15 protein-coding genes are annotated in these 16,414 nt (G+C 69.1%); 12 read left to right on the top strand and 3 right to left on the bottom strand.

Annotated features, from left to right (window positions below; translation table 11 throughout):
* Positions 1–128 precede the first annotated feature (128 nt).
* The 3 genes from DMC64_RS30345 to DMC64_RS30335 form a co-directional block, all read right to left on the bottom strand.
* On the bottom strand, positions 129–749 hold the full coding sequence (locus tag DMC64_RS30345; protein WP_125736328.1) for an acetoacetate decarboxylase family protein: 621 nt from the start codon (positions 747–749) through the stop codon (positions 129–131).
* Positions 734–1,573 (bottom strand): enoyl-CoA hydratase-related protein, encoded by an 840-nt coding sequence (locus DMC64_RS30340; protein ID WP_125736327.1) that lies wholly within the window; start codon positions 1,571–1,573, stop codon positions 734–736. The genes DMC64_RS30345 and DMC64_RS30340 overlap by 16 nt, the downstream gene beginning before the upstream one ends.
* A gap of 100 nt (positions 1,574–1,673) precedes the next feature.
* Positions 1,674–2,066, bottom strand: a complete 393-nt coding sequence (locus DMC64_RS30335; RefSeq protein ID WP_038523787.1) for a MerR family transcriptional regulator — start codon at positions 2,064–2,066, stop codon at positions 1,674–1,676.
* A 50-nt stretch (positions 2,067–2,116) separates the two neighbouring features.
* On the opposite strand from DMC64_RS30335, the gene DMC64_RS30330 reads away from it, so the two are divergent.
* The 12 genes from DMC64_RS30330 (at position 2,117) to DMC64_RS30275 (ending at position 16,399) form a co-directional block, all read left to right on the top strand.
* On the top strand, positions 2,117–2,971 hold the full coding sequence (locus tag DMC64_RS30330; protein WP_125736326.1) for an NAD(P)-dependent oxidoreductase: 855 nt from the start codon (positions 2,117–2,119) through the stop codon (positions 2,969–2,971).
* 364 nt (positions 2,972–3,335) lie between these two features.
* The gene (locus tag DMC64_RS30325; RefSeq protein WP_125736325.1) at positions 3,336–4,130 is read left to right on the top strand and encodes a TIGR03084 family metal-binding protein; all 795 of its coding nucleotides are present in this window, start codon (positions 3,336–3,338) and stop codon (positions 4,128–4,130) included.
* Positions 4,127–5,818, top strand: a complete 1,692-nt coding sequence (locus tag DMC64_RS30320) for an acyclic terpene utilization AtuA family protein (RefSeq protein WP_125736324.1) — start codon at positions 4,127–4,129, stop codon at positions 5,816–5,818. Before DMC64_RS30325 ends, DMC64_RS30320 begins: the two co-directional genes overlap by 4 nt.
* Positions 5,815–6,963 (top strand): acyl-CoA dehydrogenase family protein, encoded by a 1,149-nt coding sequence (locus tag DMC64_RS30315; RefSeq protein ID WP_125736323.1) that lies wholly within the window; start codon positions 5,815–5,817, stop codon positions 6,961–6,963. Before DMC64_RS30320 ends, DMC64_RS30315 begins: the two co-directional genes overlap by 4 nt.
* Positions 6,960–8,558 (top strand): acyl-CoA carboxylase subunit beta, encoded by a 1,599-nt coding sequence (locus DMC64_RS30310; RefSeq protein WP_046199778.1) that lies wholly within the window; start codon positions 6,960–6,962, stop codon positions 8,556–8,558. The genes DMC64_RS30315 and DMC64_RS30310 overlap by 4 nt, the downstream gene beginning before the upstream one ends.
* 5 nt (positions 8,559–8,563) lie before the next feature.
* Positions 8,564–10,516: a biotin carboxylase N-terminal domain-containing protein gene (locus DMC64_RS30305; RefSeq protein WP_125736322.1), complete on the top strand. Its 1,953-nt coding sequence runs from the start codon at positions 8,564–8,566 to the stop codon at positions 10,514–10,516.
* Positions 10,513–11,679 carry an acyl-CoA dehydrogenase family protein gene (locus DMC64_RS30300; RefSeq protein ID WP_016333218.1) on the top strand — a complete coding sequence of 389 codons (1,167 nt, stop codon included), beginning with the start codon at positions 10,513–10,515 and terminating at the stop codon, positions 11,677–11,679. The genes DMC64_RS30305 and DMC64_RS30300 overlap by 4 nt, the downstream gene beginning before the upstream one ends.
* Positions 11,680–11,689: 10 nt before the next feature.
* Positions 11,690–12,541: an NAD(P)-dependent oxidoreductase gene (locus DMC64_RS30295; protein WP_125736321.1), complete on the top strand. Its 852-nt coding sequence runs from the start codon at positions 11,690–11,692 to the stop codon at positions 12,539–12,541.
* Positions 12,538–13,140, top strand: coding sequence for a TetR/AcrR family transcriptional regulator (locus tag DMC64_RS30290; protein WP_037344111.1), 603 nt, complete (start codon positions 12,538–12,540; stop codon positions 13,138–13,140). Before DMC64_RS30295 ends, DMC64_RS30290 begins: the two co-directional genes overlap by 4 nt.
* Before the next feature lie 117 nt (positions 13,141–13,257).
* The gene (locus DMC64_RS30285; RefSeq protein WP_037344114.1) at positions 13,258–13,527 is read left to right on the top strand and encodes a hypothetical protein; all 270 of its coding nucleotides are present in this window, start codon (positions 13,258–13,260) and stop codon (positions 13,525–13,527) included.
* A gap of 204 nt (positions 13,528–13,731) precedes the next feature.
* Positions 13,732–14,193, top strand: coding sequence for a hypothetical protein (locus DMC64_RS30280; protein WP_233629877.1), 462 nt, complete (start codon positions 13,732–13,734; stop codon positions 14,191–14,193).
* Positions 14,194–14,374: 181 nt separating this feature from the next.
* Positions 14,375–16,399, top strand: a complete 2,025-nt coding sequence (locus DMC64_RS30275) for a hypothetical protein (RefSeq protein WP_125736320.1) — start codon at positions 14,375–14,377, stop codon at positions 16,397–16,399.
* Positions 16,400–16,414: the final 15 nt, after the last annotated feature.

Genomic DNA, 16,414 nt, shown 5'->3' with positions numbered 1-16,414 from the left:
GTCTCCCCGTCGCTGGGCGGTGCCGGTTCCCAGAGACTACATGTAGGGGTCGGAGGCTGCACGTGCCCCAATGGGTGGCGTGTCGTGGGCTCACCCTGGCGGGTTAGACGATCACGCTGAGCGGCTGGTCAACCGCCGAAGACGATCTTGAAATCGCGCAGGCAGGCGTTCAGGACGGGCCGCTGACCGGCCAGGAAGCCGAACGGCCCGGACTCGTTGATCCGCCAGTCCGCGGCCGCCGGACAAGGCCTCGTCTTCGCCCGGACGGGGCTCCTTTTGAGACGACCGTCCAGCATTTGGACGACGTCGAAGGCCGCGGGCATCCGCACCGGGAGGCTCGGGCGAGGCGTGAAGGCCGCCGTCGCGATCCAGTCGTCCTGGGTGGCCGCCGAGGCGGTGAAGGTCCGGCCGTGGGCGAAGTCGAGCGCGGCGAGATCCTTGGGGATGCCCCACAGCGCCCGCCCGCCGGCGAGCGACACTTCGCTGTCGACCCAGATGTCGGTGATGGAGCTGGAGAGGCGCTCGCCGCGGACCGCGACCGTCGCCAGCAGCTCGTGGTACTGGAGCTGTCCGGGTTCCTGGTAGTCGATCCAGGCGGTGAACACCTGGGCGCGGCCGCCGACCACGATCGGCTCGACGCCGCCGGGCAGTGCGGGCAGTTCGCTCACCGGGACACGCCAGATCGACAGGTACGCCTGACCGGCCAGGTTCCAGGGTTCCGGGGGATAGGCGGTCACTTGTTCAGCCATGGCAAGTAGGGAGGCTGGTCGGTGTCGACGCGCATGGAGAACTCCGGTGGTCGTTTCTGCAGGAAGGACACGACGCCTTCGACCGCGTCCGGGCTGGCGCCCAGGCCGCCGATCAGCCGGGAGTCGAGCTCGTGCACGGGGAACGGCGATTCCGCGCTCGCCATCCGGTACAGCAGCTGGCGGGTCACGGCGACCGAGACCGGCGATGTGGTCGCGGCGATCTCGCGAGCGAGTTCGCGGGCCTTGCCGAGCACTTCTTCGGGCTCGTGGACACTGTGGACCAGTCCCGCCGTTTTCGCTTCCTCGGCGCCGAAGACGCGGCCGCTGATCATCCAGTCGAGCGCCGTGCCCATCCCGACGAGCCGGGGGAGGAACCACGCGGACGCGCCTTCGGGGTAGATCCCTCGGCGGACGAACACGAAGCCGAACCGGGAGTCCGTGGACGCGAGGCGGTAGTCGCACGACAGCGTGATCGTGACGCCGCCACCGACGGCCGCGCCCCGCAAGGCCGCGATCACCGGCTTGTTCATCGTGAAGATCCGCTTCGAGCAGCGTCCCGCCGGCTCCTGCCACGCCGCGTCCGGCCCGGTCTCCGGGTCGAAGTCGAAACCGCCCTGCGTGAGGTCGGCGCCCACCGAGAAATCCTTGCCGTTGCCGGTCAGGATCACCACCCGGACGTCCTCGTCGCGGTCGGCGCGGTCCATCGCGTCGCCGAGTTCGTCGGCCATGCGGATGGTGTAGCCGTTGCGGGCCTCGGGCCGGTTGAGCGTGACCGTCGCGATGCGGTCCTCGACCTCGTAGGTGATTTCGGCGTACGCGCTCATGTCGTGAAAGTAAGCCAGTGTTGACAAGGTGTCAACAAGACTCATTCGACGTCGTCCAGATGGTCCGCCTCGCCGGTGCCCTGCTCCCGGATCGCCTCGTTCACGCGGCGGTGCCGTCGAACGGCGGATAGGTCTCGGCGCCGACCCGCTCGGCCACGACGATGTACTCGGCCAGCGCGTCACGCGACCGGTTCAGCTTGGCCAGCTGCTCGTCCAGGCGGCCGAGCCGCTCGCGCATCGCGGCCAGCAGTTCGGGGCAGCCGATCAGCTCGGGCTCCTCGCCGATCGCGCAGGGGAGCAGGTACGCGATGTCCTCGGACGACAGGCCGGCGGCGAGCAGATGGCGGATCTGCCTCACCCGCAGCAACGCCGTCTCGTCGTACTCGCGGTAGCCGTTCGTGCCGCGGCTCGCCTCCAAGAGGCCCTGCGCCTCGTAGTAGCGCAGCTGGTGGGCGTTGACGCCCGTCCGGTGACTCAGTTCACCGATCTTCATCGCTTTCCCCACTTGACCTTCATACCGGTATCAACGTTGACGATCGTGCCATGACAGACAAAACGAACACTCCGATTTCGGTCGTCGGCCTCGGCCTGATGGGCACCGCGCTCGCCCGCGCGTTCCTGAAGGCGGGGCATCCCACGACCGTGTGGAACCGGACGGCCGCCAAGGCGGACGCGCTCGTGGCCGAGGGCGCGCGGCTCGCGCCCACGATCGGTGACGCGCTCGGCGGCGTGACGATCGTGTGCCTCACCGACTATTCCGCCGTGCGCGAACTGCTCGGCGACGCCCGGCTCGATGGCACGACACTGGTCAATCTCACCTCGGGCGACTCCGCGCAGGCGCGGGAAACCGCCGCCTGGGCCGAAAAACACGGCGCCCGCTACCTGGACGGGGCGATCATGGCCATCCCGTCGTCGATCGGGACCGACGAGGCGGTGATCCTGCTGAGCGGACCGCGGCCGGACTTCGACCTCGGTGCGCTCGGCACGGTCAGCCATCTGGGCGAGGACCCCGGCCTCGCGTCCCTCTACGACGTCGCCGGTCTGACGATGATGTGGAGCGTCCTGAACGCGTGGCTCCAGGGCACCGCGATGCTCAAGACGGCCGGTGTCGACGCCGCGACGTACGCGCCCTTCGCGCGGCAGATCGCCGCCGGGGTGGCGGAGTGGCTGCCCGGCTACGCGGAGCAGATCGACAAGGGTTCGTTCCCCGCCGAGGTGTCGGCGTTGGAGACCGACGCGCGCGCGATGGCGCACATGGTCGAGGAGAGCGAGGCGCTGGGCGTGAACGCCGAGCTGCCGAAGCTGATCAAGGCGATGGCCGACCGCGCGATCGCCGCCGGGCACGGGGGTGAGCAGTATCCGGTGCTGATCCGGGAATTCGAGCGGTCGGGGAGCTGAGCTGTCCGCTGTCCGTGAAGGTCTCCTTAAGGGACCTCTGTTATTGAGGGGCCTGCCGCGCGGGATTCCGGAACGACTCGCGGGGATGACTCCGGGTCGTGAGTGATAAATAGGGTTAGAACAACCATTGCCACTCACGACCCCTGGGCAATACTGCGCAAAGTGCGTAAATCGGACGTCTCGATCTCGAAAAGTGTCCTTTTTGGACAGTCTGAGGGGGGCCCCGCTGTCCGTGAAGGCCTCCTTGAGGGACCCAGAGTCCCTCAAGGAGGCCTTCACGGAACGTCGATCGAGGAAAACAATCAGGCGCGCTTGATTTTTCCGCCGCCGAGTGTCAGCCTGAGGAGGACGCGAGGAGGCGGGCATGGCTGACCTGGGCGTGATCCTTGGGGATCTCGCGGTGGAATCGCAGGCCATCGACGACGTGGTGGCGGATCTGCCCGCGTCGGACTGGGCGCGGCAGACCCCGGCCGAAGGCTGGACGATCGCCCATCAGATCGCCCATCTGGCCTGGACGGACAAGAAGGCGCTGATCGCGGCGCGCGGGTCCGAGGCCGAGTGGCAGGCCGAGATCGAAGGGCTGCTCGCGACGGGCGAGTCCTACGTCGACGACGGCGCCGCCGAGGGCGCGAAGACGCCGCCCCGCGAGCTGCTGGCGGAGTGGCGCGCCGGTCGCGCGGAGCTCGCCGAGGCACTCGCCGCGGTGCCAGACGGGCAGAAGATCCCTTGGTACGGCCCGCCGATGAGCGCCGCGTCCATGGTGACGGCGCGCCTCATGGAGACCTGGGCCCACGGCCAGGACATCTTCGACGCGCTCGGGGTCGCGCGCGAGAACACCGCCCGGATCTGGCATATCGCCCGGTTCGGCACCCGCACGCGCGACTTCGCCTACAAGCTCAACTCGCTCGCGCCGCCCGCCGAGGAATTCCGCGTCGAGCTGACCGCGCCCGACGGCACCACCTGGGCTTTCGGTCCCGAGGACGCCGGACAGCGGCTCACCGGCAGCGCGGTCGACTTCTGCCTCGTGATCACCCAGCGCCGTCACCCCGCCGACACCGATCTGGTCGCCACCGGCAAGGACGTCGAGGAATGGCTCGGGATCGCGCAGGCCTTCGCCGGGCCTCCCGGAGCCGGACGGAAGCCGGGGCAGTTCGCATGACCCCGATCCGCATCGGCAACGCGTCCGGGTTCTACGGCGACCGGTTCTCCGCGGTCCACGAGATGCTCACCGGCGGCCCGCTCGACGTGCTGACCGGCGACTATCTGGCCGAGCTGACCATGCTCATCCTCGGCCGCGACCGGATGAAGGACCCGAACCGCGGTTACGCCAAGACGTTCCTGCGCCAGATGGAGCAGAATCTCGCGCTGGCCAAGGAAAAAGGCGTCAAGATCGTCGCGAACGCCGGCGGGCTCAATCCCGCCGGACTCGCGGACGCACTCCGCGAACTGGCCGCGAAACTCGGCGTCGACGTCGCGATCGCGCACGTCGAGGGTGACGACCTCATCCAGCGCGCGGAAGAGCTCGGCTTCGGCAAGACCTTGACCGCCAACGCCTATCTCGGCGCGTGGGGGATCGCGGAATGCCTGAACGCGGGCGCCGACATCGTGGTGACCGGGCGTGTCACCGACGCGTCGGTGATCGTCGGTCCCGCGGCCGCGCACTTCGGCTGGGCGCGTGATGACTACGACGCACTGGCGGGCGCGGTCGCGGCCGGGCACGTGATCGAATGCGGGACGCAGGCCACCGGCGGCAACTACGCCTTCTTCACCGAGCACGAGATCGGCGTCCCGGGGTTCCCGATCGCCGAGATCTCCGCCGACGGCTCCAGCGTGATCACCAAACACCCCGGCACCGGCGGCGTGGTGAACGTCGGAACCGTTACGGCGCAACTGCTCTACGAGATCACCGGCGCCCGGTACGCCGGGCCGGACGTCACGACGCGGTTCGACACGCTGACCCTCACCGAGGACGGCCCGGACCGCGTCCGGATCAGCGGCGTCACGGGCGAGCCGCCGCCTCCGACGCTCAAGGTCTGCCTGAACGGGCTCGGCGGTTTCCGGAACGAGACGACGTTCGTCCTCACCGGACTCGACATCGAGGCGAAAGCCGCTCTGGTCAAGGAACAACTCGAAGGCGCGCTCAAGGCCCGGCCTCCCGCCGACGTCCGGTGGACCCTGGCCCGCACCGACCGGCCCGACGCCGAAACCGAGCAGCAGGCGAGTGCCCTGCTGCACGTCGCGGTGAAGGACGCCGATCCGGAGGTCGCGGGGCGCGCGTTCAGCGGCGCGGCGATCGAGCTCGCGCTGGCGAGCTACCCCGGGTTCCACGTCACCGCGCCGCCCGCGGCCGCCTCGCCCTATGGCGTCTATCGTGCAGCTTTCGTTGATGCACAAGAGGTGCCGCATATCGCCGTCCTGCCGGACGGAACCCGTCGCGACATCGCGCCCGCCGCCGAAACCCTGCCTCTGTCCGAAGTGGACGAATACACTCTGCCCGCGCCGTTCACCCAGGCCGAAGTCCGCAGGGTGCCGCTCGGCAAGGTGGTCGGCGCGCGCAGTGGCGACAAGGGCGGCAACGCGAACGTCGGCGTCTGGGCGCGGTCCGACGAGGCGTGGCGCTGGCTCGCGCACCGGCTGACCGTCACCGAGTTCAAACTGCTGCTCCCGGAGACCGCGGACCTCGAGGTCCGGCGGCATCTGCTGCCGAACCTGCGGGCGGTCAACTTCGTCGTCGAAGGCATCCTCGGCGAGGGCGTCGCGTCGCAGGCGCGGTTCGACCCGCAGGCGAAGGCGCTCGGGGAATGGCTGCGTTCCCGCGAGATCGACATCCCGGAGGCCCTCCTGTGACCGACCCCTTCGCCACGCCGGAACGCGCCGAACTGCGCAAGACCGTCCGGCGGTTCGCCGAAACCGAGATCCTGCCGTACCTCGACGAGTGGGAGCGCGACGGCGAGTTGCCCCGCGATCTGCACCGCAAGGCCGGGGAACTCGGCTTGCTCGGCGTCGGCTTCCCCGAGGAGGTCGGCGGCGGGGGCGGCGACTATCTCGACGCCGTCGTCATCGCCGAGGAACTGCACTACGCGGGCGGATCGGGTGGCCTCTTCGCCTCGCTGTTCACCTGCGGTATCGCCGTCCCGCACATCGCGGCGGCCGGGGATCCGGTGCAGATCGAACGCTGGGTCCGGCCGACGCTGGAAGGCGCCAAGATCGGCTCGCTCGCGGTCACCGAACCGGACGGCGGTTCCGATGTCGCCGGGATCCGCACGACGGCGGTACGCGAGGGCGACGAGTACGTCATCAACGGCGCGAAGACCTTCATCACCTCGGGTTGCCGCGCCGATTTCGTGACCACCGTGGTCCGCACCGGGGAAGCCGGCGCCCACGGGATCTCGCTCATCGTGGTCGAACGCGGCACTCCTGGCTTCACCGTCTCCCGCAAGCTGGAGAAGATGGGCTGGCTCTGCTCGGACACCGCCGAGCTGTCCTATGTGGACGTACGCGTACCGGCGGAGAACCTGATCGGCGCCGAGAACAGCGGCTTCGCGCAGGTCGCCACGCAGTTCGTCACCGAACGGGTCTCGCTGGCCGTGCAGGGTTACGCGCATGCGCAGCGGGCGCTCGACCTTACTCTGGACTGGTGTCGTCTGCGCGAGACCTTCGGCCGTCCGCTGATCTCCCGTCAGCTGGTGCAGCACAAGCTCACCGAGATGGCCCGCAAGATCGACGTCGCCCGCACCTACACCCGTCAGGTGGCCCAGCGGCACGTCGCGGGTGAAGAGGTCATCGCCGAAGCCTGTTTCGCGAAGAACACCGCCGTCGAGACCGCCGAATGGGTGGTCAACGAGGCCGTGCAGCTGCACGGCGGACTCGGCTACATGCGGGAGTCCGAAGTGGAGCGTCACTACCGTGACGTGCGCATCCTCGGTATCGGCGGCGGGACCAACGAGATCCTCACCGGCTTGGCCGCGAAGCGATTGGGATACACCGCATGAGCACGATCAGGTCCACTGTGGACACGCGGAGCGAGGAGTTCGCGGAGAATCGCGAATCCATGCTCGGCAAACTCGCCGAGATCGACGGCGAGCACGCCAAGGCGATCGCGGGCGGCGGCGAGAAGTACGTCGCCCGGCATCGCAAACGCGGCAAGCTGCTGGCCCGCGAGCGGATCGAGCTGCTCCTCGACGAGGACTCGCCGTTCCTGGAGCTGTCGCCGCTGGCGGCCTGGGGTTCGGACTACCAGGTCGGCGCCAGTGTGATCACCGGTATCGGCGTCGTCGAAGGCGTGGAGTGCATGATCTCCGCCAGCGACCCGACGGTCAAAGGCGGGGCGAGCAACCCGTGGACGGCCAAGAAGAGCTACCGCGCCGCGGACATCGCCGCACAGAACCGGCTGCCGGTGATCAACCTCGTCGAGTCCGGCGGGGCGGATCTGCCGACGCAGAAGGAGATCTTCATCCCCGGCGGCCGGATCTTCCGTGACCTCACGCGGTCCTCGGCGGCGAAGGTGCCCACGATCGCGCTGGTGTTCGGTAACTCGACCGCGGGTGGCGCGTACCTGCCCGGCATGTCGGACTACGTCGTGATGGTCAAGGAACGCGCGAAGGTGTTCCTCGGCGGTCCGCCGCTGGTCAAGATGGCGACCGGCGAGGAATCCGACGACGAATCGCTCGGCGGCGCCGAAATGCACGCCCGCACGTCGGGCCTCGCCGACTATCTCGCGGCGGACGAAGAGGACGCGATCCGTCTCGGGCGCAGTATCGTCAAACGGCTCAACTGGACCAAACAGGGCCCGACGCCGAAGCCGGACTACGCCGAGCCGCTGTACTCCGCCGAAGACCTGCTCGGCATCGTGCCCACCGATCTCAAGGTGCCGTTCGACCCGCGCGAGGTGATCGCCAGGGTCGCCGACGGTTCGGACTTCGACGAGTTCAAACCCTTGTACGGCAGCAGCCTCGCCACCGGCTGGGCGAGTATCCACGGTTACCCGGTCGGCATCCTCGCCAACGCCCAAGGCGTGCTGTTCGGCGAGGAGTCGCAAAAGGCCGCGCAGTTCATCCAGCTGGCCAACCAGATCGACACGCCGCTGGTCTTCCTGCACAACACCACCGGCTACATGGTCGGCAAGGAGTACGAGCAGAGCGGCATCATCAAACACGGCGCGATGATGATCAACGCCGTGTCGAACTCGAAGGTGCCGCATCTGTCGGTGCTCATGGGCGCCTCGTACGGCGCCGGGCATTACGGCATGTGCGGCCGGGCCTACGATCCCCGGTTCCTGTTCGCCTGGCCCAGCGCGAAATCCGCGGTCATGGGCCCGCAGCAGCTGGCGGGTGTGCTGTCCATCGTGGCCCGTGCCGCCGCCGCGTCGCGGGGGCAGGAGTACAACGAGGAGCACGACGCCGCCATGCGCGCCATGGTGGAAGGGCAGATCGAGGCCGAGTCGATGCCGATGTTCCTCTCCGGGATGCTTTACGACGACGGGATCATTGATCCTCGCGACACCCGCACGGTGCTCGGGCTCAGCCTGTCCGTGATCCACAATGGACCAGTGAAGGGCGCCGAAGGCTTCGGCGTCTTCAGGATGTGAGCGGCATGATCGAGAAACTTCTGGTCGCCAACCGCGGAGAGATCGCCCGCCGCGTGTTCCGCACCTGCCGCGACGCCGGGATCGGCACGGTCGCGGTGTTCTCCGACGCGGACGCCGACGCGCCGCACACCGCCGAGGCGGACGTCGCCGTCCGCCTGCCGGGCAACGCCCCCGCCGACACGTATCTACGGGCCGAGCTGCTGATCAAGGCGGCCGTGGAGACCGGCGCCGACGCGATCCACCCCGGCTACGGGTTCCTGTCCGAGAACGCCGCGTTCGCCCGCGCCGTCCTCGACGCCGGGCTCACCTGGGTCGGCCCGCCGCCGGAGGCCATCGAGAGCATGGGCTCCAAGGTCGAGTCCAAGCGGATGATGGCCGAGGCCGGTGTCCCGATCCTGTCCGAATTGGACCCGGCCGAGGTCACCGAAGCCGACCTTCCGTTGCTGGTCAAGGCGTCTGCCGGAGGCGGCGGACGCGGTATGCGTGTCGTGCGCACGCTCGGCGAACTCGCCGAGGCCGTCGAAGGCGCGAGCGCGGAGGCCGCGTCGGCGTTCGGCGACCCGACCGTGTTCTGCGAGCGGTACCTGGAGACCGGCAGGCATATCGAGGTGCAGGTGCTCGCCGACACCCACGGCACGGTGTGGGCGGTGGGGGAGCGCGAGTGCTCGATCCAGCGCCGTCACCAGAAGGTCGTCGAAGAGGCGCCGTCGCCGTTCGTCGACGAAGCCATGCGGGAGGCGCTGTTCGACGCCGCGCGCAAGGCCGCGCAGGCGATCGACTACGTCGGCGCCGGGACGGTCGAGTTCCTCGCCGGACCGGACGGGCGCTTCTACTTCCTGGAGATGAACACCCGGCTCCAGGTCGAGCATCCGGTCACCGAGGCCACGACCGGGCTCGACCTCGTCTCGCTGCAGCTGCGGATCGCGGAGGGCGAGCACCTCCCGATCGACGAGCCGGAAACGCGGGGTCACGCCATCGAGGTCCGGCTCTACGCCGAGGACCCTGCCGCGGGCTGGCAGCCGCAGAGCGGCACCTTGCATCGTTTCGAGCTTCCCGCGGCGCAGCGGGAGTTCGAGGTCGGCCCGGGGGTCCGGCTCGACTCGGGTTTCGTCAGCGGACAGACCGTCGGCGTGCACTACGACCCGATGCTCGCCAAGGTCATCGCGTACGCCCCGGATCGCCGGAGTGCGGCGCGGGCGTTGGCCGGAGCCTTGGCAAGCGCGGAGATCCACGGGGTGGTGACCAACCGCGACCTGCTGGTGAACGTGCTGCGCCACGAGGCTTTCCTCGCCGGAGAGACCGACACGGCGTTCTTCGACCGGCACGGTCTCGAAACCCTGGCGGCCCCACTGGCCACTGTGGACACCGTACGGATTTCCGCGCTGGCCGCGGCTTTGGCCGGTGCGGCCGCGAATCGCTCGGAGGCCCGGGTTCAGCGCCGGTTGCCGAGCGGCTGGCGCAACGTCCGTTCCCAAGGGCAGCGCAAACGTTTTCGTCACGGTGACGACGAGATCGAGGTCGGCTACGGCCTCGGCCGGGACGGTCTGCGCGCCGATGGATTCGCAGGCGTCGAGCTGGTTTCCGCCGAGAACGGCGGTGTGGTCCTGGAGGTCTCCGGGGTACGGCGGAAGTTCGCCGTCGCCCGGTACGGCGACACGGTGTACGTCGATTCGCCGGACGGCTCCGTCGAACTGGGCGTGGTGCCGCGGTACACCGACCCCGACGCGGCGCTCGCCGCCGGTTCGCTCGTGGCGCCGATGCCGGGCACGGTGGTCCGGCTCGCGGTCGAGGCGGGCGACACCGTGAAGACCGGCGATCCGTTGCTGTGGCTCGAAGCGATGAAGATGGAACACCGGATCGCGGCGCCCGCCGACGGCGTCGTGACCGAACTCCCGGTGGTGGTCGGACAACAGGTCGAAGTGGGCACGATCCTCGCGGTGGTAGGAGACGAAGAATGAACGCGATGAACTTCACCGAGCCCGAGGAGCGCGTCGCGCTGCGGGCCGCGGTCGCCGAACTCGGCAAGAAGTACGGATACGAGTACTACGCCAAGCAGGCGCGCGCCGGGCTCAAGACCGAGGAACTGTGGGCCGAGGCCGGACGGCTGGGCTACCTCGGCGTGAACCTGCCCGAGGAGTACGGCGGCGGGGGAGCGGGGATCGCGGATCTCGCCGCGGTGCTCGAAGAACTCGCCGCCGCGGGCTCCCCGCTGCTGCTCATGGTCGTCTCGCCGGCGATCTGCGGCACGGTCATCTCGCGTTTCGGCACCGACGAACAGAAGAAGCGCTGGCTGCCCGGTATCGCCGACGGCAGCAGGCGGATGGTCTTCGCGATCACCGAACCGGACGCCGGGTCGAACTCGCACAAGATCACCACCACCGCGAAGCGGGACGCCGACGGTTGGGTCCTCAGTGGACGGAAGGTCTACATCTCCGGCGTCGACGAGGCGGACGCCGTCCTGGTCGTCGGCCGCACCGAGGACGCCAAGACCGGCAAGCTCAAGCCCGCGCTGTTCACCGTGCCGACCGACACGCCCGGTTTCGAGTACAAGCAGATCGACATGGACATCGTCTCGCCGGAGAAACAGTTCGGCCTGTTCCTCGACGACGTCCACCTGCCCGCCGACGCGCTGGTCGGCGAGGAGGACGCGGCGATCGCGCAGCTGTTCGCCGGGCTCAACCCCGAACGCATCATGGGCGCGTCGTTCTCGCTCGGCATCGCGCGCTACGCGCTGGGGAAGGCCGTCGGCTACGCCAACGAGCGCAAGGTGTGGGGCGCGCCGATCGGCACCCACCAGGGGCTCGCGCATCCGCTGGCCGAGATCAAGATCGAGCTGGAACTGGCCAAGCTCATGACGCAGAAGGCGGCGTCGCTCTACGACTCCGGTGACGACTTCGGCGCGGGCGAGTCGGCGAACATGGCGAAGTACGCCGCCGCCGAGGTCGCCATCCGCGCGGTCGACCAGGCCGTGCAGACCCACGGCGGCAATGGGCTGGCCAGCGAATACGGGCTGGGCACGCTGGTCACGGCCGTCCGCCTCGGCCGGATCGCGCCGGTGAGCCGCGAGATGGTGCTCAACTTCGTCGGCCAGCACAGCCTCGGCCTGCCCCGCTCCTACTGAGGAGGCGTCCATGAGCACGCTCCACGGCAAGACGATCATCATCTCCGGCGGCAGCCGCGGGATCGGCGAGGCCATCGCGGTCCGCGCCGCCCGCGACGGGGCGAACATCGCCCTGCTGGCCAAGACCGCCGAGCCGCATCCGAAGCTGCCGGGCACGCTCTACACCGCGGCCAAGGCGATCGAGGACGCCGGCGGGCAGGCGCTGCCGATCGTCGGCGACGTCCGCGACGACACGTCGGTGGAAGCCGCGATCGCGCGGACCGCGGAGCAGTTCGGCGGGATCGACATCGTGGTCAACAACGCGAGCGCGATCGACCTGACCCCGACCGAATCGGTCAGCATGAAACGCTACGACCTGATGCAGGACATCAACGCGCGCGGGTCGTTCCTGCTGTCGAAGCTCGCCATCCCGTATCTGAAGCTCGCGGAGAACGCGCACATCCTCACGCTGTCGCCGCCGATCAGCCTGGACGAGAAGTGGTTCCAGGCTGGGCATCTCGCGTACAGCATCGCGAAGTACTCGATGAGCCTGGTGACCGTCGGGCTCGCCGCGGAGCTGCGGCAGTACGGCATCGCGGCGAACTCGCTGTGGCCGCGTACGACGATCGACACCGCGGCGATCCGCAACGTCGTCGGCGCGGAACTGGCGGCCAAATCGCGGACGCCGGAGATCATGGCCGACGCCGCGCACGCGATCCTCACCAAACCGAGCACCGAGGCGACGGGGAATTTCTACCTCGACGACGAGGTGCTGTCCGCCGAGGGCGTCACCGACTTCGCGAAGTACCGCGTCGGCGGGACCGAGGAAGACCTGCAGCTCGATTTCTGGGTCGAAGCGCGTACCCCAGAATCAGGGCCATGATCCGCGAACCACAGCAGGAGCGCAGCCGCACCACCCGGCGGCGGCTGGTCGAGGCCGCCGTCGAGACGATCGGGGAGCTGGGCTGGCACGGGACCACCGTCGCGGTCATCGCCGAACGCGCCGGGGTCTCGCGCGGCGCCGCCCAGCACCACTTCCCGACCAGGGAGGATCTGGTCGCGGCCGCGGTCGAGCACGTCGGCGAGATCCAGATCGTGGAACTGCGGGCCCGCGCGGCGGAACTGCCGTCGGGCCGGTCGCGGATCGAGCGGGCCGTCGACATGGTGCTCAACCTCTACAGCGGGCCGCTGTTCCGTGCCGCGCTCCACCTGTGGGTCGCGGCATCGACCGACGACTCGCTGCGGGCGACGCTGGTGCCGCTGGAGGCCAGAGTCGGCCGGGAAGCACACCGGGTGACCGTCGAGCTGCTCGGCGTCGACGAGTCCCACCAGGGCGTTCGCGAGCTGGTCCAGGCCACTCTCGATCTTGCCCGCGGCCTGGGCCTGGCGAACCTGCTGACCGACGACACGAAGCGGCGCAAGCAGATCGTCGCGCAGTGGGCGCGGGTCCTGGAACCGACGTTGGCGTCGGCGAAGATCTGACGGAACCGAAAAGTCACCACCGACGTCTGAGATCTTGTTAACACTGATGGAGCAGCGGCCGATAACACGGTGTAAGTGCTGCTGATTCAGGTGGCTGATCGAGAGAGGTCCAGTCCGGTGTCCGGTTCAGAGGTCGAACTGTCCCATCGCGCGATGGCGATGCTGCGAGCGGTCGCGGCGCGCCGTGCCCAGATGTCGTGCAGCTGCGAGCCGGATCTCTTCATCGACGGGTTCGCCTGCTGCGATCAGATGACCGCGCACGCGCTGGCCCACGGCGGGTACATCCGCCCCGCCGAGACCTCCGGCCCCTCCGCGGTCACCGGCCGGGTGCCCGCCGAGCTGACCGAGGCCGGCGAAGCCGCGATCGCGGTCACCGCAGCCGCCTGACCTTTCACCGCATCGTCTGTCCGCAGTGGACGACGACCGTTTACAAGCACCTCCCGCGTTCCTAGGATCCACCCCGGGATGAGGCCGTCGCCGGGCGACGGACCGGGTTGGGAGGTGCCGATGGCACGCACGGCTCGCCGCGATACCGGTGAGGACGCTCTGAACCCGCTGTGTCGAACTCGCCAGCGGGTTCATCAACAGACATTGAGCACGTTGATGCGGGAAGCCGGCGCGGCGCCCCGTCGCCGGGGACCGCGCGGGCCGAAGCACCGGGCTCCGGAAGCCGCTCCGGGCACCGGCAGGATCCGGCGGATCTCGGCGCTTTCGGCGGGTGGCGTGCTCGTCGGCGGGCTGCTGGCCGTCGTGCTCATTCCTGCCGACCCGGGCGGCGCCGTCCCCGGTACCCCGCTCCTGCCGCCGTCGCTGACCATCGCGCCGCAGGCGATCGACGTCCCGGTCTCCTCGCCCGTCCCGTCGGGACCCTCGGGCGGCAGTGTCGCACCCCCGCCGCCGATGACCGCGTCAATGCACGGTTCGGAGACCCCGTCCCCGACACCCACGCCGGAACCCGAAGAGCGGCCGGATCCGCGCGCCGGCCACCACGATTTCGACCAGTACTACGACTGGTACTACGGCGGCGGTCGCTGGCCGCAATGGGGCCGGTAGCGCCGATCGGGTGATCGGCGTCGTCGCTCACCGTCGATCGAGAATCACGATTCATCCCCGATTTCGTCCATTCGTGTCTGGTGTCATTTTTCCTGTGCCCCGCCTTCGGCCGGATACCTACGATGGTTCGCACTCTCCATTCCTCCCGGAGCACGGCTAGGGGCTGAACAGGAAAATGAGTGTGGACCGACATTCTCCCGCGGTGCAGTTCGCCCGGAGAATGCTGATCAACCGCGAGACGGGGAATCCGTCGCGCCCGCAGCCGGTGACGCTGCTGCTCGGGCCGGTCGGTTCGGGGAAGACCACGGCACTGGAAGCGATCCGCCGCGACCTGGGCTGGGGTGTCGTCCACGCCGGATTCGATTTCGGGCAAGGCGGCAGGGCGGGCACGATCGACGTGCTCACGAAACTGGCCTATTCGTTTTCGAGGAAATGGCGGAATCGACCGAAACCGCAGTTCATTCGTTTCACGATCGCGCTGATCGCAGTCCAGGCGGAGCTTTCCGGCCGAAATCGCGACGACGACCTGGCGCAACTGAAGTCGCTGCTCGGCAGTCTCGACCGGATCATCTGGACACCGGCGATGGAAAGCACGCTCGACACGCTGACCGAGACGGCGAAGGCGACCGGTCTCGTCGAGCCCCCGTACGCGGATCTGTTCCGCCAGACGTTCCCGCATCTGGTCCGGAACATCCGGCCCCGGCTCGGGAAGGCGCTGCGGTCGCTGGCGGACTTCCCCCACGCCGAGGGGAGATCCCCGTTCGACGCGCTGCTCGAACTCAACCGGCTCGCGCACGGCAGCGCCCGTGACGCCAAGGCGGTCACCGAATGGCTGATGGCGGCGTTCCTCGGCGACGTCCGGGAGAACCATCCCCGGATGGCCAAGCCGGAGGAGAAGAGCCCCTGTACCTGCGACATCTCGTTGCAGCGCAGGCACTGGCACAACTGGGTGGTGGTACTCGACGACGTCGACCACCCCGGCGGGACCGAGTTCCTCGCCGATCTGATCGCGGCCAGGGAACGGCACGCCGTCCAGCATCCGAACGACCGCGAGGCCCACGACGCGCTGCTGGTGATCGCCACCAGCGGGCGATGGCACGACGACTGGGGCACCGCCTGGCTCGCGCCGTGGAAACCCGCGTCCGGCGCCCCGCCCGCCGTCCGGCCGATGGTGGACTGCGAGGAGGCTTCCTACGACGACTGGGCGAATCCGGCCAACGGCGCGCTCGACTCGGCCTACTACCCGGTCCGGATCTCGCCGCAGTCCATCGGTCGGATCGCGCGGATCCTCGATTCCGGCGCGCGGACGCCGAAGGTCACGCTCGCGCACCGGGCGACCGGCGGCCTGCCGTCGGCGGTCGAGCAGCTCGCCGGGCGGTTGCGGGCGAGCGACGCGCGCGAGGGCGACCGGGACCTGCTCACCACCGATCCGCGTGGCGAGCAGGATCCCTGCTACCGCAGGCTGACCGAGCTCGCCTTGACCGAGCACCTCGACGACGTCCACATCGACGACTTCGTGACCGCGGCCCCGTTCGCGACCGCACCCTGGCTGATCCCGGACGCGGCGCAGAGCCGGATCGACCAGCCGCACGTCGGGCGGATCCTGACCGAACTGCGCACGTCGTTGTGGGTGACGGCGAAGAACTCGCCCGGTTCGACGACCGACCAGGCCGCCCTGCACCCGTGGATCGCGGCGAACCTGGTGTCCGCCCTGGCCCGCCGCGGCGACGGGGACGGACCGACCTACACCGACCAGTTCAAGGCACTGCGCGACGATCCGGACACCGCACAGGATCCGGTGCGCCTGGCCTACTGCAATCTCGCGCTGGGCGACATCGGGGAAGTGGTCACGTTCTTCGAGCGCGAGTTCAACCGGATCCCGCACGCGGAGTGGATCGCGAAGCTCGAACTGGTGCTGAACGCGCCGGACGATCTGCCGCCCGAGCGGGATCACGCGGAACTGTACGAAGAACTCGTCAACCTCGACAACGCGCGATGCCCGGCCGGCCGGTCCGAGATCCGGAACAACGTCGCCCGGCTCATCGCGGCGGGCTGGCTGACCGCCAACCCGTTCGCGGTCCGCGGGCAGGCCCAGCACCAGGTGATCGCGAACGCCTTCGCCGCGCTGGCCACCACTTCGCACCAGCCCGACGTCGGCGCGCTCGTGTCGGCCAAGGAAGCCGCCCGTCGCGGCGAATTCCCCTGACCCGGAACGGAACTC

Source organism: Amycolatopsis sp. WAC 04197 (assembly GCF_003947475.1).
Lineage (GTDB): Bacteria > Actinomycetota > Actinomycetes > Mycobacteriales > Pseudonocardiaceae > Amycolatopsis > Amycolatopsis japonica.
Note: the sequence above shows the minus strand (reverse complement) of the source record. Positions and strands in the feature narration are given on the sequence as shown.

Bases quoted from the DNA above. Each gene is read 5' to 3' on its own strand.
- DMC64_RS30325 (WP_125736325.1), top strand. From the start codon at position 3,336: ATGGCTGACCTGGGCGTGATCCTTGGGGATCTCGCGGTGGAATCGCAG.
- DMC64_RS30320 (WP_125736324.1), top strand. From the start codon at position 4,127: ATGACCCCGATCCGCATCGGCAACGCGTCCGGGTTCTACGGCGACCGG.
- DMC64_RS30295 (WP_125736321.1), top strand. From the start codon at position 11,690: ATGAGCACGCTCCACGGCAAGACGATCATCATCTCCGGCGGCAGCCGC.
- DMC64_RS30290 (WP_037344111.1), top strand. From the start codon at position 12,538: ATGATCCGCGAACCACAGCAGGAGCGCAGCCGCACCACCCGGCGGCGG.
- DMC64_RS30300 (WP_016333218.1), top strand. From the start codon at position 10,513: ATGAACGCGATGAACTTCACCGAGCCCGAGGAGCGCGTCGCGCTGCGG.
- DMC64_RS30305 (WP_125736322.1), top strand. From the start codon at position 8,564: ATGATCGAGAAACTTCTGGTCGCCAACCGCGGAGAGATCGCCCGCCGC.
- DMC64_RS30310 (WP_046199778.1), top strand. From the start codon at position 6,960: ATGAGCACGATCAGGTCCACTGTGGACACGCGGAGCGAGGAGTTCGCG.
- DMC64_RS30340 (WP_125736327.1), bottom strand. From the start codon at position 1,573: ATGAGCGCGTACGCCGAAATCACCTACGAGGTCGAGGACCGCATCGCG.
- DMC64_RS30345 (WP_125736328.1), bottom strand. From the start codon at position 749: ATGGCTGAACAAGTGACCGCCTATCCCCCGGAACCCTGGAACCTGGCC.
- DMC64_RS30330 (WP_125736326.1), top strand. From the start codon at position 2,117: ATGACAGACAAAACGAACACTCCGATTTCGGTCGTCGGCCTCGGCCTG.
- DMC64_RS30335 (WP_038523787.1), bottom strand. From the start codon at position 2,066: ATGAAGATCGGTGAACTGAGTCACCGGACGGGCGTCAACGCCCACCAG.